Below are 22407 nucleotides of genomic sequence, written 5' to 3'. Positions count from 1 at the left end.
TTATAATTTAGCACCAATAGACACAAAATATGTTCTTGCTTCACCAGGCAATATTCCTGGTCCTGGATATCCACCAGCTCTTCTAGTAGCATATTTTTCATTTGTTAGGTTGTTGATTCCGATTCTAATATTATAGTATTTTAAAAATTTATATTCAGAAGACAAGTCTAATAAGTTATAACCGTCTAATAAACCTGTTACGCCATTACTCGATGGAGTAATAGTGTTATTTGCATCTGTAAATACCTGTCCAGACATTTTATATTGTAATGTACACGTTAATTGATTTTTACTCCAAGTTAATCCAAAATTATGGATATACCTAGGTGCATTTTCTACACGGTTTCCGGATAAATTACCTTCTGTAATAACTGTATTAGGTGCAGTTCCTGTTGTTGTGTAAGTTTTAAAATCTGTATATCGAGAATCGATAAAACTTAAAGTAGTAAATATATCTAAGTCACCATAATGCTCTTCAATTTGAAAAAAGCGATTAATATTGAAATTGATAAAACTTTCAATTCCTTTATTTATAGTTTCACCTAAGTTTGTTCTATAAAGAAAAGTCCCTTGACTTGTGTCATTATTTATATATTGACGGATACCTCCAACTCGATTGTTGTAACTTAAGTAAAAGATACTAAAGTCAAAATTCAAGTAATTTTTTATGTTTCCTCTGTACCCTAAATCTGCGTTAAATCCACTTGCATCTTTCAAATTAGGATCTATAACATCTGTAACAGCGGGAGGTGTTAAATCTGAAAATAGTACAGGTCGATATGCTTGAGAAATGTTTGCATATAGGTTTGTTGAATTTATTTTATATTCTAAACCTAAACCAAATAAAGGTTTGTTTCTAGTAATTTTTTTATTTTCTAAATAAACAGGTGTGTTTCCGTTAACTCCAAATTGGCCTTCAGCTGTGGAATTTATATATTCGTAACGAATTCCGGGTGTAACACTAAATAATTCATTTATTTTAAATTCGTTTTCTGCAAATAAAGCAAAGTTCTCTGTGTTGAAATCTAAATTTCTAGGGTAATCTCCTTCAATATTTAAGTTAAAATCTGAACCTGTTGAACCAGCTCCTTGCTGCTTTCTTATTGTATTAGCTCTATATAGCCTAGTTCCAAAAGCTAAGTGATTTTCTGTTTTCCCTAAATTATAAGTTAGTATGTTTCTGTTTTCAAAACCAAAATTTTTATAAAAGTCTCGATCAACTCTTCTGTTTTCATAAGTATTTGAGGTTGGGTTAATTGCATCTTCTATGTTTGGAGTAAGTGTAAATCCAATACTATTTCTTTCGGCAATTAATCCAAAAAATTTATAATTTGAACTAATTTTTGAACTAATTTTTGTATCGAAGTTTAATGAAAAGACATTCCAAGGTGTTCCAAACCAGTTTCTTTCGCGTAAAGATTGTCTTGGATTGTTGCTGTATTGCTCGTCGGTTAATCCACCAGGTTGTTGCAATTTATAATTCATGTTTGTGTATTCTGCTGATATTTTTGTGTTTTCATTAAACTCATATTGTAGGAATACATGAGAGTTTCTAACTTTATATTCATTGTTTTCTCTCCAACCATCAGCACTTCTAGAATGATTATAGGCGTAGTAATAAAATTTATTTATTTTCCCACCAATTGCATTAAAACTACTCATTAAATTATAACTACCTGCTGTGTTTTGTGTTTCAAATGAAAACTCCTTCTTTGTTTCTCTTTTTAAGACATAATTTAGCATGCCTCCAAATTGTGGTCCAAATTGTAAAGAAGCCCCACCTCTTATTAATTCAATAGATTCTACAGCTTCTAATGGAGGGTTGTAATACGCTTCTGGATAACCAAATACATCTGCAGAAATATCATATCCGTTTTGTCTTGTATTAAGTTCCCAACTTCTGTTAGGACTTAATCCTCTTACTCCAACGTTAATTTGTATTCCAGAGCCTTCATTTTCCCAAACAGTTACGCCTGGCACTCTTGAAAATATTTCTCTAGCATTATTTGTAGTAAGATTACCGGTAATATTTGATAATTTTAAAACTTCATTTTTTTTACCCGAGAAAAGTGCATTGTTTTTTATTTTAGGCATTCTTTCAGGCGTGTTCTTTATAGAAAAAACAGTTACCGGGTTTAAATATTTTACAGTGTCATTAATTGTTGTTTTGTTGTTTTGTGAAAAACTTATACTGACGAAAAAGCAAAAAATAGCAATTGAAAAGCACTTCATTTTGTTTTAATTTAGATTAATTCTAAACACAAAATTACTTCACAATTCTTATTTAGACAAATTATAAATAATTTTTGTTCTTTCTTTATAACTTTTTATTATTTATTTTCATTTTTATTATTTTTACTTTAATTAATTTGTTTTTTCATAAAATATTAACTCATTTTTTCGATAAATACTTTCGATAAAAATGTTTTTTATAAACTCTCAACTAATATTCTCTAATAATTTAAAAAAATGAAACAAATTATAATTATTGGTGTATTGCTTTTTTTAGTTGGTTGTGCTAAGAAACCTTTATTAGAAAGTGTTTCAGCAAATTCAATTAACAATAATACACGTACAGATAAATACGAAATAATTATTTCAAAAGTTATTTCTGATTCTCGCTGCCCAGTAGATGTTAATTGTGTTTGGGCTGGAGAAGTTGAACTTATGCTTTCAATCTATAAAGAGAATGTTTTTTATACAGAGGAATTAATAACTGTTAGTTATAAAAACACGTTAGAAAATAAATCGATTTTAGAAAAATACACTTCAAATAAAAAAATTAAAAGTATTGAAGTGCTTCCAGAAAAGAAGCAAGGAGTTGAAATTAAATTACAAGATTATTCTTTAAAAATTGATTATATTGAATAATTAATGACAAGCACAATCATCACCACAAGGCTTTGATTTTTTTGTTCTTTTTTTCCAAAAAAACTTCTTAATCAAAAATCCAACAGCGATAACCAACGTTATGTAAACTAAAATTTCTTGCATAACTTTTTTATTTTAAAACCTGATAGGCAATTAATGATACAATATAAGCTAATCCGCTCATGAAAACCAACTGAATTATAGGCCATTTCCATGAATTAGTTTCTTTTTTTACGATTGCTAAAGTACTTACACATTGCATTGCAAAGGCATAAAAGAGCAATAAAGACACACCTGTTGCAAAATTAAAAATTTTATCGCCTGTTACAGGATGTACTTCTGCAGCCATTTTGTTTTTAATAGTAGTTTCTTCTTCACTATGATTTCCTACACTATATATGGTTGCTAAAGTTCCAACAAATACTTCTCTTGCGGCAAATGAACTTAAAACTGCGATTCCTATTTTCCAATCGTAACCTAACGGTTTAATAGCGGGTTCAATTGTTTTTCCAAGAATTCCAATATAAGAATGCTCAAGTTTATATGCGCTAATTTCATCTTCAAGCACATCATCAGTTATGTTTTGATTTAGGTGTAACTCTGTTATTGTTTTTTCGGCATTGTCAAAGTCTTTGCTTGGACCATGTGAACCTAAAAACCATAAAATCACAGAAAGTGCTAATATTATTTTTCCTGCCCCGGCTACAAATGCTTTTGTTTTTTCTAAAACATTAATTCCTACATTTTTAAACATTGGAATTTTATAACTCGGCATTTCAACAACAAAATAGGATTTGCATTTAAGTTTTAATACTTTATTTAGGAGACAAGCTGAAAACACTGCTGATCCAAAACCTATTAAATATAAAAACATTAAGGTTAATCCTTGAAGACTCAAAAAGCCGAAAATTCTTTTTTCTGGAATTATCAATGAAATTAAAATGGCATAAACAGGTAGTCTAGCAGAACATGTTGTGAAAGGAGTTACTAAAATAGTTATTAATCGTTCCTTCCAGTTTTCGATGTTTCTTGCACTCATAATTGCTGGAATCGCACAAGCTGTTCCTGAAATTAAAGGCACAATACTCTTGCCTGAAAGTCCGAATTTCTGCATGATTTTATCCATCAAGAAGACAACGCGACTCATGTAACCACTTTCTTCTAACACAGAAATAAATAAAAATAAAAAGGCTATTTGAGGAATGAAAATTACTATTCCTCCTATTCCAGGGATGATACCTTCACTTATAAGATTTGTGAATTCTCCCGCTGGTAAATTTGTTTTTGCGTATGAACTTAAATTGGCAAAAGTTTCATCAATAAAATCCATTGGAATACTACTCCAGTCAAATAAAGACTGAAAAATAACCATTAAAATTCCAAAGAAAATAACGTAACCAAAAATTTTATGTGTTAAAACCCTGTCTAATTTACTTTGAAAATCAGATGCTTTTGTTTTATCTATGGTTTGACCAATTTTTAAAGTATCGTTTATAAATTGATACCTTTTAATTGTTTCTTTTTGTTGTAAGCGCTTTAAATCAGCATGTGATTTTGTGAATGAACTTTTAATTTCATTTCGCTCTAAGTTTAAAAAATTAACATCTTGAGTAATTACCAACCAAAGTTTGTATAGCAATTGATTAGGAAATGTTTTTCTTAATTTATCAAAATATTCAGGGTCAATACTTGAAGCGTTTAGGCATGGTTCTGTAGATAAATTTTTATAATCTAAAATTAAGTTTTTAAGATTTTCAATGCCAATTTTTTTTCTAGAACTTACGAGCGCAATTTTAGTGTTAAATTCTTTCTCAAGATATGGAATGTCTAACTCAATGCCTTTTAAGGCCATTCTGTCGCTCATGTTAATGACAAGAATAGTAGGGATTTCTAGATCTTTAATTTGTGTAAATAAAAGTAAATTCCGTTTTAAATTTTCTACTTCAGTAACAACAACTGCTACGTCTGGGAAATCGATATCATTTTTATTTAGTAGTAATTCAATTACTACATTTTCGTCAATTGAATTTGCATTTAAGCTATAGGTTCCGGGAAGGTCAATTATCTTCGCTTTTGAGTTTGAGGGTAATTTACATATACCTTCTTTTTTTTCGACAGTTATCCCAGGATAATTCCCTACTTGTTGGTTAAGTCCTGTTAATTGGTTAAAAACAGATGTTTTACCTACGTTAGGGTTTCCTATTAAAGCAACTTTTATAGTAGTATTGTGCATTTGAATTAAATCTGATTTTCTAAACGTATTGTAATTTCAGAAGCAGTCTCTTTTCTTATTGCAACATGAGAATCATTTATATTGAAATATAAAGGATCTCCAAGCGGAGCTATTTGAAGCAACTCAATTTGGTTTCCTGGCAAACAACCCATTTCCAGAAGTTTTAAAGGAATTTCTTCGATATTAACATCAAGAATTATTGCTTTTTCGCCAATTTTTATATTTGAAAGTAAAACAGCCACTCTTATTTAGATTGAATTAAAATACAAATGTAGCCATTATTTAGAAAATCAAAATGATAAATAGTATAAATTAATTTACTCTTGAGAAAGGTAATGAATGTCTTCGATTAGTTTTTTAACTTCTTCAAGGTTAGTTCCGTCATAAAAGCCTCTAATTCTTCTTTTTTGATCTACTAAAATAAAATTTTCAGTATGAACCATATCGTAAAGTTCATCACTACTATTCGTTTTTACAGCCAAATAAGATTTTCGTGCAATGTAATAGATATCTTTTTTGTTTCCTGTAACCAAATTCCATTTTGAATCATCAACCCCTTTTTCAATTGCATATTTTTTTAAAACATCTACATTGTCAATATCGGGTGTTACTGAATGCGAGAGTAACATTACTTTTGGATTGTCTTTAATTTGTTCTTGAAGCCAAACCATATTGTCTGTCATCTTAGGGCAAATTGTTGGGCAAGTTGTAAAAAAGAAATCGGCAACATAAATTTTGCCTTCATAATCTTTTTCGGTAATTACTTTGTTATTTTGATTGGTGAATTCAAAATCAGCTATAGTATGATTGTACCCAATATGTTGAATTGTAGTGTCTACTAACTCTGTATTTACATCTCTTGGTGTAAATATTTTAAGAGATTTTTTAGGTGTTAACAAAGAGTATATAGCGATAAAAATTATTAACGATATAGTCGTAATTGTAATTATGAAAATTTTATATTTTTTAAGAAACATGTTATTTTTTTACAAAAATAAATAAATTATGTTTTTTTATGTAAATATTTGATATTTATATTGTTGAGAAGTATTGGATTTATAAATAACTTTTTATATTTGTGAAATTACCTACATAAAACTACTAAAAATGAAAAAAATTTACTCATTGTTAACATTGCTTATTTCCTTTTTAGGATATTCGCAATTTAACGAATCTGCCCCATGGAATGTAAATTCTCAAAACTCACGACAAAATGAATTATCAATTGATGAATTAAAAAGTTCATTTGATCAATACTGGATTTCTCATGATAAAGATGTGAAAGGTTCTGGATATAAGCCTTTTATGCGTTGGGAATATCATTGGAGAAATAAAGTAAATGACCAAGGGTATTTAATTAATCCACAAGAAATGTGGGATGCTTGGAATCAAAAACAACTTTCAAAACAATCTAGAAGTGTAATGTCGTTACCGCCAAGTAACTGGCAGCCAGTAGGTCCTTTTACTCATACAAATACAGGCTCATGGTCTTCAGGACAAGGAAGAGTTAATTTTGTGTACGAAGATCCAAATACTGCAACTACTTTATATATAGGTACTCCTGCAGGTGGAATATGGAAATCTATTGACTCAGGAGTGAATTGGTCACCTCTTTCAGATGAATTACCACAAATAGGTGTTTCTGGTATTGCGGTAGACCATACTAATTCGAATGTTATCTACATTGCTACCGGTGATAAAGATGCTGGAGATACTTACTCTATTGGTGTTCTTAAGTCTACTGATGGTGGTGTAACATGGAACACTACAGGTTTGTCTTTTGCAAATACATCAACTAGAGCAGGTGACATTATGATGCACCCAACGAATAATCAAATATTATTATGCGCCACAAGTGCTGGTTTATATAAAACTTCAAATGGAGGAACTACATGGTCTGTTGTTCAAACGGGAAGTTTTGCTCAAGGTTCAATTCGATTTAAACCAAATGATCCAACTACTGTTTATGCAGTAAATTACAATAGATTTTATAGATCAACAAATACAGGAGATTCTTTTTCAACTGTTATAACTGGTCTTCCTGTAAATTCTGGAAGATTAATCTTAGATGTTACTCCTGCCAATGCAAATTATGTTTATATATTAAGCGCAACTACAGGAAATGCTTTTCAAGGTATTTATCGTTCTACAAATAGTGGAACTAACTGGGCAAAAACATCTGGAACAACTGATGTTTTTGAATCAACTCAGTCTTGGTATGATCTGGCTTTTGCTGTTTCTGATACAAATGCAGATGAAATTTACACAGGCTGTTTAAATGTTTGGAAATCTACAAATGGTGGAGTTGCTTTCACAAAAATGAACAATTGGAGCTCTCCTACAGCTCCTTCATACACACATGCTGATATTCATTATTTAGGATTTTATAATGGAAAACTGTTTTGCGGAAGTGATGGTGGAGTATATCGTTCTACAAATGGTGGAACAAATTTTACCGATTTAACTGCTACGGCTCAAATTAGTCAATTTTATAAAATTGCCGTTGCAAAACAAACTTCAGCGAATATAGTTGGAGGATTACAAGATAATGGCGGACATGCATATAGTGGTGGTGCTTGGAAAAATTATTATGGTGCTGATGGTATGGATGCTGCAATTGACCCAACAAATCAAAACTTATATTATGGATTCATACAAAATGGTAGCAGTATGTATGTGAGTAATAATGGTGGAGATGCAATTTCAAGTTCTGTTGGTTCTCCAGGAGGAGCAAGTGGAAATTGGGTAACACCCTTAATGCCAAATTCTCAAGGTGAACTTTTTTCAGGTTTTGGAAATTTATTTAAATTAAGTGGAGGAGCTTGGGTTCAACAAAATACAGGTAGTATTGGAAGTGGAAATTTAGAATTAATTCATGTTGACCCTTCAAATGATGACATTATGTATGTTGCCAATGGTTCAGGTTTGTACAAAAGTACAAATCATGGAGTGAACTTTAGTTTAGCATATTCTGCTCCAGGTAACATAACTTCTATAGAGGTTCATTCTTCAAATAGCAGTATTGTATTTATTACTACGTCAGGGACTACTGGACAAGTTTATAGATCTACAAATGGAGGAACATCTTTTACTTCACATAATACCGGATTACCAAATATTGGTAAAAATATAATTGTTCACCAAGGTAGAAATACAGATAATCCATTATATGTAGGTACAAGTCTAGGTGTTTATTATAGAGATGACTCTATGTCTTCTTGGATGCCTTTTGATACTAACTTACCAAATGTTTCAGTTACAGATTTAGAAATTAACTTAGAAGATGCAAAACTAATTGCAGGAACTTATGGAAGAGGGGTTTGGCAAACGGATATTCCAGTTGAAATACCTGCAGATGATGTTAAGCTAGTACAAATTCAAAATCCTACTTTAAATATCAATTGTGGAACAGTATCACCTGTTGTTGAAGTTAAAAACAATGGTACAAACTCAATATCATCTGTTACAGTTAATTATACAGTAGATGGTACTCCATATAGTTATGTTTGGAATGGAACTTTAGCTTCAAATACAACAACAACTATTGGTCTACCAGCTTTAGTATTATCTAGAGGAACTCATAATTTAAATGTAACTACTACAATTACTAATGATGCATATCCTGATAACAATAGCGGATTGACACCATTTTATATTAATGATGCAGGTACAGTTGGTGTTGTAAATAATTTCACAAATGCTTCTGATGAATTAATTGCTTATAATGAGGGCGCTTCAGGATCAGCGTGGGAAAGAGGAGTTAGACCTATTGGAACAATGGGTTCTGGAGGAAATACTGTATATACGTCTAATTTAACTACTACAAACTACCCAGATTTAACAAAATCATACTTAGTTTCTCAGTGTTATGATTTATCAAGTGTTTCAAATCCACAAATTAGTTTTGAAATGAAATTTGATTTAGAACAAGATTGGGATATAGTTTATGTAGAATACTCAACAAACTTTGGAGCTTCTTGGTCTGTATTAGGAACTATGGGTACAAATTGGTACAATAGTGATAGAACTCAAGCTACTGCAGGAAATGATTGTTACAATTGTCCTGGAGCACAATGGACAGGGACAGATTTAACACTAAAAACATATTCATACCCATTGAATTCTTTGGGCGCACCTTCTAATGTTATTTTTAGAATTGTCTTTCATTCTGATGAGTCTGTGAATCAAAAAGGTGTAAACGTAGATGATTTTGTTATTACTGGAGTTTTAGCTAATGAAAGTTTTGAAATGAGTAATATTTCTGTATATCCTAATCCTTCTAATGGATTGGTTACGATTACATATGGAACTTTTGAACCTACTCAAATTCAAGTGTATGATATCTCAGGAAAGTTAATCTTAACTAAAGAAAGCTTAAATGTTTCAGAAACTAATTTAGACTTATCTTCTGCTTCCCAAGGGATTTATTTTATAAAAATTTCTTCTGAAAATCAGAGTGTTGTAAAGAGGTTAATTAAAAAATAAGCTATATCAATAATTTAAAAAAGCTCGTAAATTATAATTTACGAGCTTTTTTAGTTTCTAACTTTTTGTTTGTAAATTGTCTCAAGTAGCTTCTTTAATTGAAATATATCTTTAATTAAATTAAAATGGTTTTGTGGTGTATATTTTATATTTATATATTCATAATTAAATTATGCTTCCTTTCTTTAAAAAATAGCTATAAAGTTCGATTCTTTTTAAAGGGTGTGTTTCTTTGTTGACAAGCTTTAAAGATGAATTTTTAGCCTTAGTTTGTTTTTTAATTTATACCTTCTTTTGTATCAGCCAATCATATTTTTGCTTGCTTTGTGTATTAGTCTCAGCTTCTAGGTATTTATTGTCTCTTAATCATTCGATATAACTGTTAATTGGTTGTTCTGTTGTTTTGTTTTAAAGTTTTAAATCATTTTTATTTTCTTTTAACCTTCCAAATTATTATTGATTTATTAAGAATTTAGCGTATAAAATTTTTATTGTAGAATTTCTTTTCCCTCATAATTGTATAAAAAAAGCTTCCAACATTGGAAGCTTTTTTTATGAAAGACTTTTACTATTTTATAGATTAGTTTTTAATAAATCTTTTAGTCAAAGTATTGTTGTCTTCAGTTTCAATAGTAAAAAAGTAATTTCCATCTGCCAAATTAGAAACGTTAATTATAATTGATTTGTCGTCAATAAAATCAATGTTAATTTTATTTGATAAAACTCTACCTGTTATATCGTAAAGGGTAATTTTTGAATTTTGTAACGAAATATCACTTTTTATATTTAATATATCATTTGTAGGATTAGGATAAAACACTAAGTTTTGAATGTTATTATCTTCTAGAGAAAGCGGATTTGGCACTCCTTCTACTACAAAATTATCAATTAATGCACCTTCTTCGGCATAAGCTTCATCTGCATGATACGTAAATCTAAAAACAATACTAGTTTCTGCTGAACCAGTACTGTCAAAAGCACTTAAAGTATGACTGTAATTATGCATTGTTCCTACTGTTCCTCCATCGGTATGTGTAGTAGCATCAGCAGCTTCACCTGTCCATTGCGCACCAATACAATTAAAACAATCAATCCCGTTTGGTAGCCTTGAACTGTTGTACCAATTAATATCTGAAGAAGTACCAAGGTTGTTCCAAGTAATTCCACTGTCAGTCGAATATTCTAAATATAATAAATCCCAGTCCTGCTCAATGTCAAAAGCCAAGTCAAAGCGCACAAATGTGTCTTTAAGTAATGATAAGTCATAACATTGAGAAATTAAATAAAATTTAGCCCCATCGCCATGAATTCCATCTAAATTAGTTCCGTATACTTTAGAACCACCTGCGATTGTGCTAGTTAAGCTTCTTCCAATTCCTGGAGCATAAGCATCGCCTCTTTCCCATGTAGCATTTCCTGTATCATCATATGCAACTAAGTTATCTGTAGTGTTGGTAAATGTGTTAATTGCATTAACAGTTCCGGAGTCATTTACGCTTACAAAAAATGAAGCTGGAACAGTTACTGGATTAGTGCCTGTAATTACAATTTCATGTGTGCCTCTTGGTAAAGATCCATATGTAAAAGGAACTCCGCTTGTTGCAGAGCAAGAATTTATTGTTCCTGACCAAGTTCCAGAATTTGGTGCGCCTCCATCGATTGTGTAATTATAATCAAATTGATTAATTGATGTTACATTTAAGTTTGATAGAGTAAGTTCTACAACATCAGATCCACATGCGTTTGATGTTACATTCGTAAAAATGTATGCTAGAGGCAAGTCGAAAGCTTCTGTACCATCAGATCTAGATGCAGAAGTACCTTGTATTGCAGATGCTCCAAGTCCTCTTCTAGCAAATACTTCCCATATTAAACATTGATTATCACCCCCAGTTAAAGCAAAGTCGGCAGCTAATAGCGCATCTCTTGAATCAACAAAGCCTGATCCGCATGGTTGTAGTTTTAATCCGTCTAAAACCAATTGCATCACTTTGTTATTCCCTCCGGTTCCATTGTATAAGTCTGGGTCAAACCCATATTTGTCTATATATGCCCATGTTAAATCCCAAAGCATTGCGCACCAAACAGATCCAACACCGTGAGGTACTGCTTCAGTTTTAATGTCGTCATATGTGTGAGGATTTATAGCCATATTAGTTGAGTAGCGATAAGTTCTTATACCGCTTCCGGTAACTGGCTGGTTTCTTGCATAAGTTCCAATTCCTCTTCCATCAGTCCCTAAATCACCAGGCTCAATAGTAGACATTAGAGCAAACCAATCAGACCATCCTTCACCTTGTTGTTCATTGCCTGATAAACAGCCACTGTTGTTTGGGCCTCCTGCTAATCTAGTTGAGATACCATGACCATATTCATGTGCAATTATTCCGTTGTCTAAATCACCATCTTTGTCAGGATTAGGAGTAGTCCATAGATACATTTGCATTCTACCATTACCTCCATCAGTTGGGGTGCTAAAGTTTGCGTTGTTAGAGCCACTTCCGTCTTGAGCTTCAGCTTTTACGTAGTCGCCACCAATTCCTCCATTTCCATAGTTGTTTTCTTGAAAATTTCCTGATGCTTCATCAAATCCATAGGCATACCAAATATCATGCATCATGTTACTCATGTAAAATAAGTTTGTAGTATTCGAACTTAAATTCTGAGCACTTGGTGTGTTTGTACTTGGAGCTAATGCTAAATTTGATGTAAAATCAAATGACAACGGAGCGCCTCCGTCTGGTTCATCTCCTTGACTGCTATTTGTATTAGCAATATCATTGTAGGCATGAACGTTATTTCCTCTAGTAATAGTATATTCAGGACCTGAAATACCGTTAGTATCATGCCATCCAAAAGGAGATGCTGTTAAGTTTTCAGGATCTATTGCCAATGTTCTTCCAGCATGATTAGGACTTTCGGCAGGAAGAGCATATACTCTATATTCAGCTCCACCTACTAATGAAGAGTTTGGTTTTTTGAAAAAATGTGTAGAAAACTCATTTTCACCAACTTTACTGTGATGATGCTCTTCAGAAATGTCACAAGGAATTCCAAAATCACAACTTATAACTAAATCAGAAAATTCAATAATTGATCCTGTTACTGCATCAACTCTCGCATTCCAATTATGTTTCCCATCAATTGTATAAAGACTTACATCCCAAGACAGTTTTAATTCTTGTTGATCTACATACGTGAACACAAGTTTAACAGGAATATTTTCAAGTAATGTTGTCCCTTTGTCAAAAATATAATTATTTTTTGTTGAACTAATTAATTTAACTTGGTTAGGCAAGTCAAGTCCAAAACGTAAGGCAACATTTTTTATAGCCTGCTCTTTAGAAATTATTGGGGAAACTGTGTTGATTTTTTCATTAACGTTTTTAACAAACGAAGAACCTACATAGAATACATTATCATTTTTAATAGCAATACTTGAGATTGCATTATATATTTTTATACCTTCAAATTGTTGGCCTACATATACATGAGTAATTTTAGTCTTTTTTGAAAGATACTCACTGTCTACATATAAATTGTTTATGTCTTCATTTGATAGTTCATATTTAGACAAAGACAAATGTTTCTTGATTTTATCTCCATATTTGGAGACTTTTAAATCATCTTGAGAAAACCCTTTTTCGTTATATAATAACGACAATACCGCAAAAAAGAGAGATAGGTAATGTTTTTTTTTCATGTTGTGTTGTAATTAGTAGATTAATAGAGCAATATAATTATTTTTAATCAAAAAATATAAACATAATAAAATTCTTCACATTAAAAACTTATAATGTTAAATTGTTATTGAAAATAGGGTTTCAATTAGAAATTTAACTTACTAAAACATATATTTGTTTATAGAACCCTCAAAACTATAATATCAATGAAAAATTACTTTTTAAAAGGAAGTTTAGGCTTTCTTTTTTTAGCATCACTTTTAAACTCTTGTAAAGCAAAACAAGAAGCAGTTAAAGCTATAGAAACAGTAGAAATTAAAAAAGAATCGACAGGTATTAATACTGATTTTATGGACACTTCTGTGAAACCATCAGACGATTTCTTTCGCTTTGTGAATGGGAAATGGTTAGACAATACGGAAATTCCTAGTGATAGAACTCGTTGGGGAAGTTTTGACGAACTTCGCAAAAATACAGACGAAGACGTAATGACTATTTTAAAAGAAGCTATTAATGATAAATCAATTGACCCAAAATCAGATCAAGCAAAGGCAATTAACTTATACAAATCTATATTAGATACTGTAACTAGAAATAAACAAGGAATTGAGCCTTTGAAGCCATATTTAGCGAAAATTGATGCAGTTAAATCAGCAAAAGATGTAGCTGCTTTAATTACTGAAATGGAAGCTGATGGTAACGGTGTTGGATTCTTTGGTAGTTATGTGTATACAGACGCTAAGAATAGTAGTAGAAATGTTGTGTACTTAAGCACAGGTAGTTTAGGATTACCAGATAGAGATTATTATGTTTCTGATGCTCCAGATAATGTTGAAAAACGTCAAAAATACCAAGCACATGTGGCAAGAATGCTACACTTTATTGGTGAAGATGAAAAAACGGCTACTTCAAATGCTGCTAAAATTTTAGCTTTAGAAACTGAGATGTCAACAGCTACATTCGATAGAGTAGAACGTAGAGACAGAAGAAAAACCTATAACCCAATGACTATTGCTGAATTGCAAAAATTAAGTCCTTCAGTTAATTGGTCTTCTTACTATCAAGGAATTGGAATTGGAAAAATTGATTCTGTAATTGTATCTCAACCAAAATATATAGAAACGGTTGAATCTATTCTTAAAGAGAACAAAGTAGATTCTTGGAAAGCGTATATGAAATGGACCGTTTTACGTCAATCTTCAGGGTTATTAACAACTGAAATTGGAAATGCCAACTGGGAATTTTATGGAAAAACGTTAACAGGAGCGGTTAAACAGCGTCCAGCTGACGAAAGAGCATTAGCAACTGTAAATGGAACTTTAGGTGAAGCTTTAGGTAAACTGTATGTGGAGAAAAAATTCCCTGCAGAAGCAAAAGCAAAAGCAGAAGCAATGATTGCAAATGTATTTTTAGCTTTTGAAAATCGTATCGATAATTTACCTTGGATGACAAAAGCTACTAAGGAAAATGCAAAATTAAAACTTAGAAAATCAAGAGTTAAAATTGGTTATCCAGACAAATGGAAAGATTATTCTGAATTGGTAATTGCAAGTCCAGAAAATGGAGGAACGTATTTTGAAAACATGAAGAATGCTTCAAAATGGGGAAATAATGAGAACATTAAAAAACTTGGAAAACCAGTAGATAAAGAAGAGTGGGGAATGTCTCCTCAAACGGTAAATGCTTACTTTAACCCTTCAAATAATGAAATCGTTTTCCCGGCTGCAATTTTACAACCACCTTTCTATGATTATAAAGCAGATGAAGCTGTTAATTACGGTGGAATAGGTGCAGTTATTGGTCACGAAATTTCTCATGGATTTGATGATTCAGGTTCACGTTACGATGCAGACGGTAACCTTGTAAACTGGTGGAGTGATGAAGATTTAACACAATTTACTTCTCTAGGAGGTGCTTTGGCTGATCAATATTCAAACTTACAACCATTACCAGGAACATTTGTAGATGGTAAATTTACATTGGGTGAAAACATTGGAGATTTAGGTGGAGTAAATGCAGCTTATGATGGTTTACAAATTTATTTAGCTAAAAATGGAAATCCAGGATTAATAGATGGTTTCTCTCCTGAGCAACGTTTCTTTATTTCATGGTCAACCATTTGGAGAAGTAAAATGCGTGATGAAGCAATTAAAAATCAGGTAAAAACTGATCCGCATTCTCCAGGAATGTATCGTGCATATGTTCCCCTACAAAATGTGGATGCTTTTTATAAAGCGTTCAGTATTAAAGAAGGAGATGGAATGTATATTGCTCCAGAAAAAAGAGTTAAAATTTGGTAATACAAATTTAAAATAAAAAACCCCAAGTGAAAGCTTGGGTTTTTTTTATTTCTTTTTAATCGCCTTATTTACCATGAAAAGTCCAGAAAGAGTAATCAATCCGCCTATGATAATTGCAGTGCTCAACGATTCGTTAAAAAGTAAATAACCAAACAATAAGGCAACCATTGGATTTACATAAGCGTACAAACTACTTATTTCTCTAGGTAAATGTTCTAATGCGTATATAAAAGCGATAAATGTAAATACAGAACCAAATAATACAAGATAACCAATAGCCCACCAAGAAATAGTAGGAATAGATGCTAACGGTATACTAATTCCAGAAATGCCACAAACTGAAAACATCACAACACTCGAAATAAGCATTTGCAAACCAATATTGAAATATGGATTAAAATTGGTGTTGTTTTCTTTAATATAAATAGTTGATAATGCCCAAGTGAAGGTTGCTATAATTGATAAAATAATTCCAAACTGAAATTCTGGATTTAAAAAGTCGTGCAAGTAATCGTAAAAAACTACACAGATTCCTAAAAAACAAATGACCAATCCTAGCGTAGCACGCCAAGAGACTTTTTCGCCTCTAAAAAAACTAATGATTACAATCCAAAGTGGAAAAATAGAACCAATAATTGCTCCTAAACCACTCGAGATGTATTTTACACCCCAAGTACTCAAACCATTACTCAACATGAAATTAAGTACACTTAAAATAAGAATGTTACGCCATTGCCTTTTGTTTGGCCATGATGCTTTTGTAATTAAGAAGTAGGCTAAAAAAACTCCTCCACCCAGTAATTGACGAATAGCAACTAGTTGCAACGCAGGCATATGTTTTACACCTTCTTTTGAAGCTATCCAGGTTGTTCCCCAAAAGAAGCAACACCAGCAAAGTGCAAGAACGGGCAACCCAATTGCGTTTTTCTTTTTAGTAATATAATTATGAAAAACGCTGTAATATGCCATTTTTAAATTTCTTTTTGAAAAGTGTAATTCAAAATTTGTTGCAGTTTTTGACTGCTTATTATTTTGCCTTTAGATATCGAATCTTTTACAAAAGTAGGAACTTTTAAATTCATTTCTAAAGCTTTTTTGTGATAATATTCTGCTCTTATTGGATGATTAGGTGCAACTGCATTAAAGGTTTCATTCCAACTCCAATTGTCAGACTGAGCCTGTCGAAGTCCTTTGTTAATTAACTTTTCAATAATTCCGATACAATCGACTTGATGAATAAAGTTAATAGGTGCTTCAGGGTTTTCGACATTTTCTCTTCCTGCTAAGAATTTTATAGGATGACGATCTTTACCAATTAATCCACCAAAGCGAACAACTGTAGTCTTAAAATTGGGATTGGATTGTAATAATTGTTCTACTTCAAGTAATTGTTTTCCACCTTCAGAATCTGGGTTTAAAGTTGATTCTTCTGTCACTTCGAGCGCAGTCGAGAAGATTGGCAAATCTCCATAAACTGAAGTTGAACTAACAAATAAAACTTTTTTAATTGCCGATTTTTCAATTTCTACAATTAAGTTTTTTATTTTTTTTACAAATGTCTTTCCGAGCGCAGTCGAGGAATTTGCTCGTGATTTTGGTGGAATATCAATAATTAAAATTTCTGATTCGTTAAGAAAATTGGTTATTTTTCCAATTATTTTATCTTCGTTTAATACTATTAAATAAGGTTGAATTTTGTTTTCTTCTAATACAGTTAGCTTTTCTTCAGAAGTTGTTGAGCCTTTAATTAAAAATCCGTTTTCAACTAGCTTTTTGGCTAAAGGAAGCCCAAGCCAACCACAACCTAAAATGGATATGTTTTTCTCTTTCATACTTATCCTTAGCTAACTTTTTTAACTAACATAAAAAAATCATCTTCTAATTGTCGGTAACCTTGGTCGTATAAGAAGTAATAAATATTTCCTGTTTTTGTTGTTAACATGCTGGTAAAAAACTCAAAATCGAAACCTTTACTCAATAATTTAGTTTTGGTTGTTTTTGATTTCTCATCTGGATTCAATTCGCAGAGAATTCTATAATTTTTACGCAATTTGTTATTAATGTTACGCATTAAATTATTAGAATCTTTATTCATTTTGTTGTTGTACGCATTTCTGCAACCGTCGCTACAAAACTTTTTATCTTCTCGGCCTATAATTTTATCGCCACATTCTAAACATCCTTTACTCATTTAATTTATTTTTTAAACTAATAAATATTTTTTCAACCTTTTTAATGTTACAATCGGTTAAAATGATTTCTTTAACACCGTTATTATGTTTAATTCTTAATGTTGTTGAATTTTTTGGAAGTTTCCATCCTGATATTAAAAATGTAATTATTTTTGAAAATAGATTATCATTAAAAATCAATTCAACATCAATGATTTCTGTTAATTTATAATTACAATTGTCTTTTTTAAAATCTTCATTGTTAACAATTAAATAGTTTTCATCTATATAAATTTCAAATTTTGGGTTTTTACGAATTTCCATTAACATTTAAGTCTTTTAATTCATCAGTGTCAATATAATATTTAATGTTCCAATAGTTACTTCCACCATCTTTTATAATTATTTTTTTATCTAACCATATTTCTTCTAAGATTTTGTTAGGAATAAAAAAATTTATTAATAGGTATACATTCTCATTTTCGTCATATAGACCAAAATATTGTCTTTTATACTTTTCTATGTTTTCTAAATCGACTTTTAAATTTTTTAATTTGCTTTTAAGACATTTTTCAGCTTTTAAAATTTCATTTTTATTAGGTGTGAAACCATCACTAGTTTTTGGAAAAATTGCCGCTTCAAATTGATCTGCTTTATAATGTTCTGCTATATTTTGAGAATGAACATTTAGTATAATTAAAAATAAAACAGAAATTAAATATTTGTTTTTCATCTACTTCTTAAAATTAAAAACTACTTCTTCTTTCGATTCTTCAAAATAAGCGTAAACGTTTACTTCATTATCCGAAACTTTTTCGAAAGTAAAATTGTCAAAATACATTCTGTTTTTTTCTTTCTTGATGAATCTAAAATCTTCCGATTTGTCTTTTTCTTCCCAACCTTTTAAATTTTGGTCAAAATGTTTAATTTGATATAAAAGCGAATTGTCTTTTTCAATAATATGACCTAATTCATAAAAAACAACTTTTCCTTCTGCTACTAATTTAAAGTTAAACATCATAGAGCCGCCCGTTGGTTTGCTCCAGTTTTCTTCAAATTCACCTCCAAAAGCTTCTCCTTTCCAAGTTCCTGTTAACCAAGAAATATCCTCTAATATTGCTTTTTCCGAACCTTTTTCATCGTTATAATGTAAGGTGTTTTGTGCAAACGTTGTAATTGAACAAATAAAAAGTAAGAAATAAATACTTTTTTTGAAGCGTAGATTTTTCATGTGTAAAGTCTTATAATTAAGGCTAATATACAAAAATATTTTCCATTTGCAAACGCTTACAAACATTTACAACCGAAAGTAAGTAGATAAATACCGAATAACCTTTTTTTGTTGCCACATCTTTGCACTGTCGAAATGAACGAACGCTTTCAACAAAAAAACAAATTTTAATTAACACAAACATTTAAATTTACACGCCATGAAAAACAGAGTACAATTAATCGGACACGTAGGACAAGAGCCAGAAGTTAAAAACTTAGAAGGAGGAAAAAAATTAGCAAACATTTCTATTGCTACAAATGAAGTCTATTATAAAGACAACGGTGATAAAGTAGAAAAAACAGAATGGCACCGCGTAACAGCTTGGGGAAAAACAGCTGAAATTATTGAAAAATACGTTACTAAAGGTAAGGAGCTTGCAATTGAAGGGAAGCTAACGACAAGAAGTTATGACGACAAAGAAGGTGTTAAACGCTACATTACAGAAATTGTTGCCAATGAAGTTTTGCTATTAGGAAAGTAATTAGCAGATGAAAAGAAAAAACCACGCATTTGCGTGGTTTTTTTATTTTAAAATATTTAAAACTTCTTCAATATTATTCAAGGCTATGAAATTTTCATGTTCAATTTCAAAGTCTATTTTTTCATATTCCCAAGTAGTTGCATACGGAACGTGAATTCCATATCCACCTAAATTTATGATTGGTAAAACATCTGACTTTAGAGAATTTCCTATCATTAAAAAATCTTCTGCTTTAATGTCTAAGCGACCTAGCATTTTTTCGTAATCTAGTTCGGTTTTATCACTTAATACTTCAATATGATGAAAATAATGGCCAATTCCAGAATCATGTAATTTTCTGTGTTGATCTTTCAAATCGCCTTTTGTAGCCATTACCAATTTATAATTTCCGTGAAGCTCTTGCAATACATTTTCTACATTTGGCATTAATTCGACCGGTTTTTGCAATAAGTCTTTACCAATTGTAATAATTTGTTCAATTCCTTTTCCAGAAATATTATTATCGGTAATTTTTAAAGCCGTTTCAATCATAGAAAGCGTAAAGGCTTTAATTCCAAATCCATAAATAGGTAAGTTTTTTACTTGGTGGTTTAAAATTAGTCCTAAAATTTCTTGACTAGAAGCAAAATCTTGAAAAAGTTTGCAAAAACGTGCTTGTGCTTCATCGAAATAAGGTTCGTTGTGCCAAAGTGTGTCGTCTGCGTCGAAAGCAATAATTTTCGCGTTTTTCATCTTAGCTAATTAAACCTCCATTCATTACACCTTCAGTATCTGGATTTACGAAAACTAATTTTCCGTCAGGTAAATTCGTCATTAAAATCATTCCAGCACTTTCTACTCCACGTAATGCTCTTGGAGCCAAGTTTACTAAAACCGTGACACGCTTTCCAATAACTTCTTCCGGAGAAAAATGCTCGGCAATTCCAGAAACAATTGTTCTTACATCTATTCCTGTATCAACTTTTAAAACCAATAGCTTATTTGCTTTAGGCATTTTTTCAGCTTCTAAAATAGTTCCAACACGTAAATCTAATTTTGTAAAATCGTCAAAAGTGGCAGTTTCTTTTTGTGGTTCTGCTGTAGTGTTTTCCATTTTATTAGCTGTTTTTGTTGCTTCTAATTTGTCTATTTGTTTTTGAATTTCTTCGTCTTCAACTTTTGAAAATAAAATTTCTGCTTGACCAATTTTATGATTTGATTCTAATAAATTGGAGTTACTTGAAATATCTGCCCATTTGATTTCATCTTCTTTTTTATTAAGCATTATTCTCAATTTATCAGCTGTAAAAGGTAAAAACGGCTCGCACAAAACACTTAGTGCAGTTGTAATTTGTAAGGCAACATACATTTGCGTTTTAACTCTTTCAGGATTTTCTTTTATTGTAATCCAAGGTTCAGTTTCTGTCAAATATTTATTTCCTAAACGCGCAACATTCATCATTTCGCCTAATGCTTCTCTAAAACGATAGCGTTCAATTGATGAAGCAATAACTTCAGGATAAGCTTTTAATTCGGTTAAAGTTTGTTCGTCTAATTCAGAAAATTCATTTGGAGTTGGAACAATTCCGTCGTAATATTTATTCGTTAGAACAATAACACGATTTACAAAATTCCCTAAAATAGAAGCCAATTCGTTATTGTTTCTAGCTTGAAAATCTTTCCAAGTAAAATCGTTGTCTTTGCTTTCTGGAGCATTTGCTGTTAATGTGTAACGTAGCGCATCTTGTTTGCCAGGAAAATCTTGTAAATATTCGTGTAACCAAACTGCCCAGTTTTTAGAAGTAGAAAGTTTATTTCCTTCTAAATTTAAAAATTCGTTTGCCGGAACATTATCTGGTAAAATATAACTTCCCTCAGCTTTAAGCATGGCTGGAAAAATAATACAATGGAAAACAATATTATCTTTTCCAATGAAGTGAACTAGTTTCGTTTCTTCATCTTTCCAATATGGTTCCCAATCTTTTCCTTCTCTTGTTGCCCATTCTTTAGTTGCAGAAATGTATCCAATGGGAGCATCAAACCAAACGTATAGTTTTTTTCCTTCGGCACCTTCTACAGGAACATCAATTCCCCAATCTAAATCACGTGTTACGGCTCTTGGCTCTAAACCACCATCAATCCATGATTTTACTTGTCCGTAAACATTAGGTTTCCAGTCGTTTTTATGACCTTCTAAAATCCATTCTTTTAAGAAATCTTCATATCTATTCAAAGGTAAAAACCAGTGTTTAGTAGATTTCATAATTGGAGTTTCTCCAGTTATTGTAGATTTTGGATTAATTAAATCCGTTGCGTTTAAAGTAGAGCCACATTTTTCACATTGATCTCCGTAAGCTTCTGGATTGTCACATTTTGGACAAGTTCCAATTACAAAACGATCTGCTAAAAATTGATTTGCTTTAGCATCGTATAATTGCTCGGTAACTTCTTCAATAAAATCGCCGTTATCGTATAATTTTTTAAAAAATTCTTGAGCTGTATCATGATGAATTTTAGATGAAGTTCTTGAGTAATTATCAAAAGAAATTCCGAAATCAATAAAAGACTGACGAATAATTCCGTCGTATTTATCAATTACTTGCTGAGGTGTGATGCCTTCTTTTTTTGCTTTCATCGAAATAGCAACTCCATGCTCATCACTTCCACACATAAAAGCAACATCTTTTCCTTGCATGCGAAGGTAACGTGCATAAATATCGGAAGGAACATAAACACCAGCTAAATGACCAATATGAATAGGGCCATTTGTATAAGGCAAAGCAGCAGTAATTGTATATCTTTTAGGATTTTTAATCATAATACATTGAAATTTGATGCAAAAATAATTCTTTACAAATGAAATGGCGAATTTTTGTTTCTAATTTATGTATTTTTGGGTTAAACTTTTACAAATATGAAATATATCGGTTT

Annotated in this window: 18 protein-coding genes; 4 read left to right on the top strand and 14 right to left on the bottom strand. The window is 31.2% G+C overall.

Going from position 1 to position 22407, the window contains the following annotated elements:
• A complete protein-coding gene (locus ACQ65T_RS02445; RefSeq protein ID WP_430399513.1) occupies positions 1-2232 on the bottom strand; it encodes a TonB-dependent receptor family protein in 2232 nt (743 codons plus the stop codon).
• Positions 2233-2469: 237 nt separating this feature from the next.
• Here ACQ65T_RS02445 and ACQ65T_RS02440 point away from each other — a divergent pair, with 237 nt between their 5' ends.
• The gene (locus ACQ65T_RS02440; RefSeq protein ID WP_430399512.1) at positions 2470-2871 is read left to right on the top strand and encodes a hypothetical protein; all 402 of its coding nucleotides are present in this window, start codon (positions 2470-2472) and stop codon (positions 2869-2871) included.
• Here the strand turns inward: ACQ65T_RS02440 and ACQ65T_RS02435 are convergent, their stop codons facing one another.
• From ACQ65T_RS02435 to ACQ65T_RS02420, 4 genes are all read right to left on the bottom strand, one after another.
• Complete coding sequence (locus ACQ65T_RS02435) at positions 2872-2994, bottom strand: FeoB-associated Cys-rich membrane protein (protein WP_430399511.1); 123 nt, start codon at positions 2992-2994, stop codon at positions 2872-2874.
• A 7-nt stretch (positions 2995-3001) separates the two neighbouring features.
• On the bottom strand, positions 3002-5104 hold the full coding sequence (feoB, locus tag ACQ65T_RS02430) for a ferrous iron transport protein B (RefSeq protein WP_430399510.1): 2103 nt from the start codon (positions 5102-5104) through the stop codon (positions 3002-3004).
• A gap of 5 nt (positions 5105-5109) precedes the next feature.
• Positions 5110-5346, bottom strand: coding sequence for a FeoA family protein (locus tag ACQ65T_RS02425; protein WP_430399509.1), 237 nt, complete (start codon positions 5344-5346; stop codon positions 5110-5112).
• 75 nt (positions 5347-5421) lie between these two features.
• Complete coding sequence (locus tag ACQ65T_RS02420; protein WP_430399508.1) at positions 5422-6081, bottom strand: SCO family protein; 660 nt, start codon at positions 6079-6081, stop codon at positions 5422-5424.
• Between the two features lie 130 nt (positions 6082-6211).
• Between ACQ65T_RS02420 and ACQ65T_RS02415 the strand changes: the two genes are divergently transcribed.
• Positions 6212-9589 (top strand): T9SS type A sorting domain-containing protein, encoded by a 3378-nt coding sequence (locus tag ACQ65T_RS02415; RefSeq protein WP_430399507.1) that lies wholly within the window; start codon positions 6212-6214, stop codon positions 9587-9589.
• 580 nt (positions 9590-10169) lie between these two features.
• Here the strand turns inward: ACQ65T_RS02415 and ACQ65T_RS02410 are convergent.
• The gene (locus tag ACQ65T_RS02410) at positions 10170-13292 is read right to left on the bottom strand and encodes a M36 family metallopeptidase (protein WP_430399506.1); all 3123 of its coding nucleotides are present in this window, start codon (positions 13290-13292) and stop codon (positions 10170-10172) included.
• Positions 13293-13478: 186 nt separating this feature from the next.
• Here ACQ65T_RS02410 and ACQ65T_RS02405 point away from each other — a divergent pair, with 186 nt between their 5' ends.
• Positions 13479-15572: a M13 family metallopeptidase gene (locus tag ACQ65T_RS02405; protein WP_430399505.1), complete on the top strand. Its 2094-nt coding sequence runs from the start codon at positions 13479-13481 to the stop codon at positions 15570-15572.
• Between the two features lie 45 nt (positions 15573-15617).
• On the opposite strand, the gene ACQ65T_RS02400 is transcribed toward ACQ65T_RS02405, so the two are convergent.
• From ACQ65T_RS02400 to ACQ65T_RS02375, 6 genes are read right to left on the bottom strand one after another with little or no spacing between them, the layout of a single operon-like run.
• On the bottom strand, positions 15618-16541 hold the full coding sequence (locus ACQ65T_RS02400; protein WP_430399504.1) for a DMT family transporter: 924 nt from the start codon (positions 16539-16541) through the stop codon (positions 15618-15620).
• 2 nt (positions 16542-16543) lie between these two features.
• Positions 16544-17404 carry an SDR family NAD(P)-dependent oxidoreductase gene (locus ACQ65T_RS02395; protein ID WP_430399503.1) on the bottom strand — a complete coding sequence of 287 codons (861 nt, stop codon included), beginning with the start codon at positions 17402-17404 and terminating at the stop codon, positions 16544-16546.
• An 8-nt stretch (positions 17405-17412) separates the two neighbouring features.
• Entirely contained in the window at positions 17413-17763 is a 351-nt protein-coding gene (locus ACQ65T_RS02390) for a hypothetical protein (protein ID WP_264559816.1), read from the bottom strand.
• A complete protein-coding gene (locus ACQ65T_RS02385) occupies positions 17756-18067 on the bottom strand; it encodes a hypothetical protein (RefSeq protein ID WP_430399502.1) in 312 nt (103 codons plus the stop codon). Before ACQ65T_RS02385 ends, ACQ65T_RS02390 begins: the two co-directional genes overlap by 8 nt.
• Positions 18054-18476, bottom strand: a complete 423-nt coding sequence (locus ACQ65T_RS02380; protein ID WP_430399501.1) for a hypothetical protein — start codon at positions 18474-18476, stop codon at positions 18054-18056. The genes ACQ65T_RS02385 and ACQ65T_RS02380 overlap by 14 nt, the downstream gene beginning before the upstream one ends.
• Complete coding sequence (locus ACQ65T_RS02375; protein ID WP_430399500.1) at positions 18477-18974, bottom strand: DUF6265 family protein; 498 nt, start codon at positions 18972-18974, stop codon at positions 18477-18479.
• 199 nt (positions 18975-19173) lie between these two features.
• Between ACQ65T_RS02375 and ACQ65T_RS02370 the strand changes: the two genes are divergently transcribed.
• Complete coding sequence (locus ACQ65T_RS02370) at positions 19174-19497, top strand: single-stranded DNA-binding protein (protein WP_264559813.1); 324 nt, start codon at positions 19174-19176, stop codon at positions 19495-19497.
• 42 nt (positions 19498-19539) lie between these two features.
• Here ACQ65T_RS02370 and ACQ65T_RS02365 read toward each other — a convergent pair whose 3' ends face one another.
• Both ACQ65T_RS02365 and metG read right to left on the bottom strand, forming a co-directional pair.
• A complete protein-coding gene (locus tag ACQ65T_RS02365) occupies positions 19540-20229 on the bottom strand; it encodes an HAD family hydrolase (RefSeq protein WP_430399499.1) in 690 nt (229 codons plus the stop codon).
• A gap of 1 nt (position 20230) precedes the next feature.
• Positions 20231-22294, bottom strand: coding sequence for a methionine--tRNA ligase (gene metG, locus ACQ65T_RS02360; RefSeq protein ID WP_430399498.1), 2064 nt, complete (start codon positions 22292-22294; stop codon positions 20231-20233).
• Positions 22295-22407: the final 113 nt, after the last annotated feature.

The sequence above is a fragment of the Flavobacterium sp. genome, from assembly GCF_965284515.1.
GTDB lineage: Bacteria > Bacteroidota > Bacteroidia > Flavobacteriales > Flavobacteriaceae > Flavobacterium.
Note: the sequence above shows the minus strand (reverse complement) of the source record. Positions and strands in the feature narration are given on the sequence as shown.

Coding starts and splice junctions, on each gene's coding strand:
- ACQ65T_RS02445 (WP_430399513.1), bottom strand. CDS start 2,232: ATGAAGTGCTTTTCAATTGCTATTTTTTGCTTTTTCGTCAGTATAAGT.
- ACQ65T_RS02440 (WP_430399512.1), top strand. CDS start 2,470: ATGAAACAAATTATAATTATTGGTGTATTGCTTTTTTTAGTTGGTTGT.
- ACQ65T_RS02435 (WP_430399511.1), bottom strand. CDS start 2,994: ATGCAAGAAATTTTAGTTTACATAACGTTGGTTATCGCTGTTGGATTT.
- feoB (WP_430399510.1), bottom strand. CDS start 5,104: ATGCACAATACTACTATAAAAGTTGCTTTAATAGGAAACCCTAACGTA.
- ACQ65T_RS02420 (WP_430399508.1), bottom strand. CDS start 6,081: ATGTTTCTTAAAAAATATAAAATTTTCATAATTACAATTACGACTATA.
- ACQ65T_RS02415 (WP_430399507.1), top strand. CDS start 6,212: ATGAAAAAAATTTACTCATTGTTAACATTGCTTATTTCCTTTTTAGGA.
- ACQ65T_RS02410 (WP_430399506.1), bottom strand. CDS start 13,292: ATGAAAAAAAAACATTACCTATCTCTCTTTTTTGCGGTATTGTCGTTA.
- ACQ65T_RS02405 (WP_430399505.1), top strand. CDS start 13,479: ATGAAAAATTACTTTTTAAAAGGAAGTTTAGGCTTTCTTTTTTTAGCA.
- ACQ65T_RS02400 (WP_430399504.1), bottom strand. CDS start 16,541: ATGGCATATTACAGCGTTTTTCATAATTATATTACTAAAAAGAAAAAC.
- ACQ65T_RS02395 (WP_430399503.1), bottom strand. CDS start 17,404: ATGAAAGAGAAAAACATATCCATTTTAGGTTGTGGTTGGCTTGGGCTT.
- ACQ65T_RS02390 (WP_264559816.1), bottom strand. CDS start 17,763: ATGAGTAAAGGATGTTTAGAATGTGGCGATAAAATTATAGGCCGAGAA.
- ACQ65T_RS02385 (WP_430399502.1), bottom strand. CDS start 18,067: ATGGAAATTCGTAAAAACCCAAAATTTGAAATTTATATAGATGAAAAC.
- ACQ65T_RS02380 (WP_430399501.1), bottom strand. CDS start 18,476: ATGAAAAACAAATATTTAATTTCTGTTTTATTTTTAATTATACTAAAT.
- ACQ65T_RS02375 (WP_430399500.1), bottom strand. CDS start 18,974: ATGAAAAATCTACGCTTCAAAAAAAGTATTTATTTCTTACTTTTTATT.
- ACQ65T_RS02370 (WP_264559813.1), top strand. CDS start 19,174: ATGAAAAACAGAGTACAATTAATCGGACACGTAGGACAAGAGCCAGAA.
- ACQ65T_RS02365 (WP_430399499.1), bottom strand. CDS start 20,229: ATGAAAAACGCGAAAATTATTGCTTTCGACGCAGACGACACACTTTGG.
- metG (WP_430399498.1), bottom strand. CDS start 22,294: ATGATTAAAAATCCTAAAAGATATACAATTACTGCTGCTTTGCCTTAT.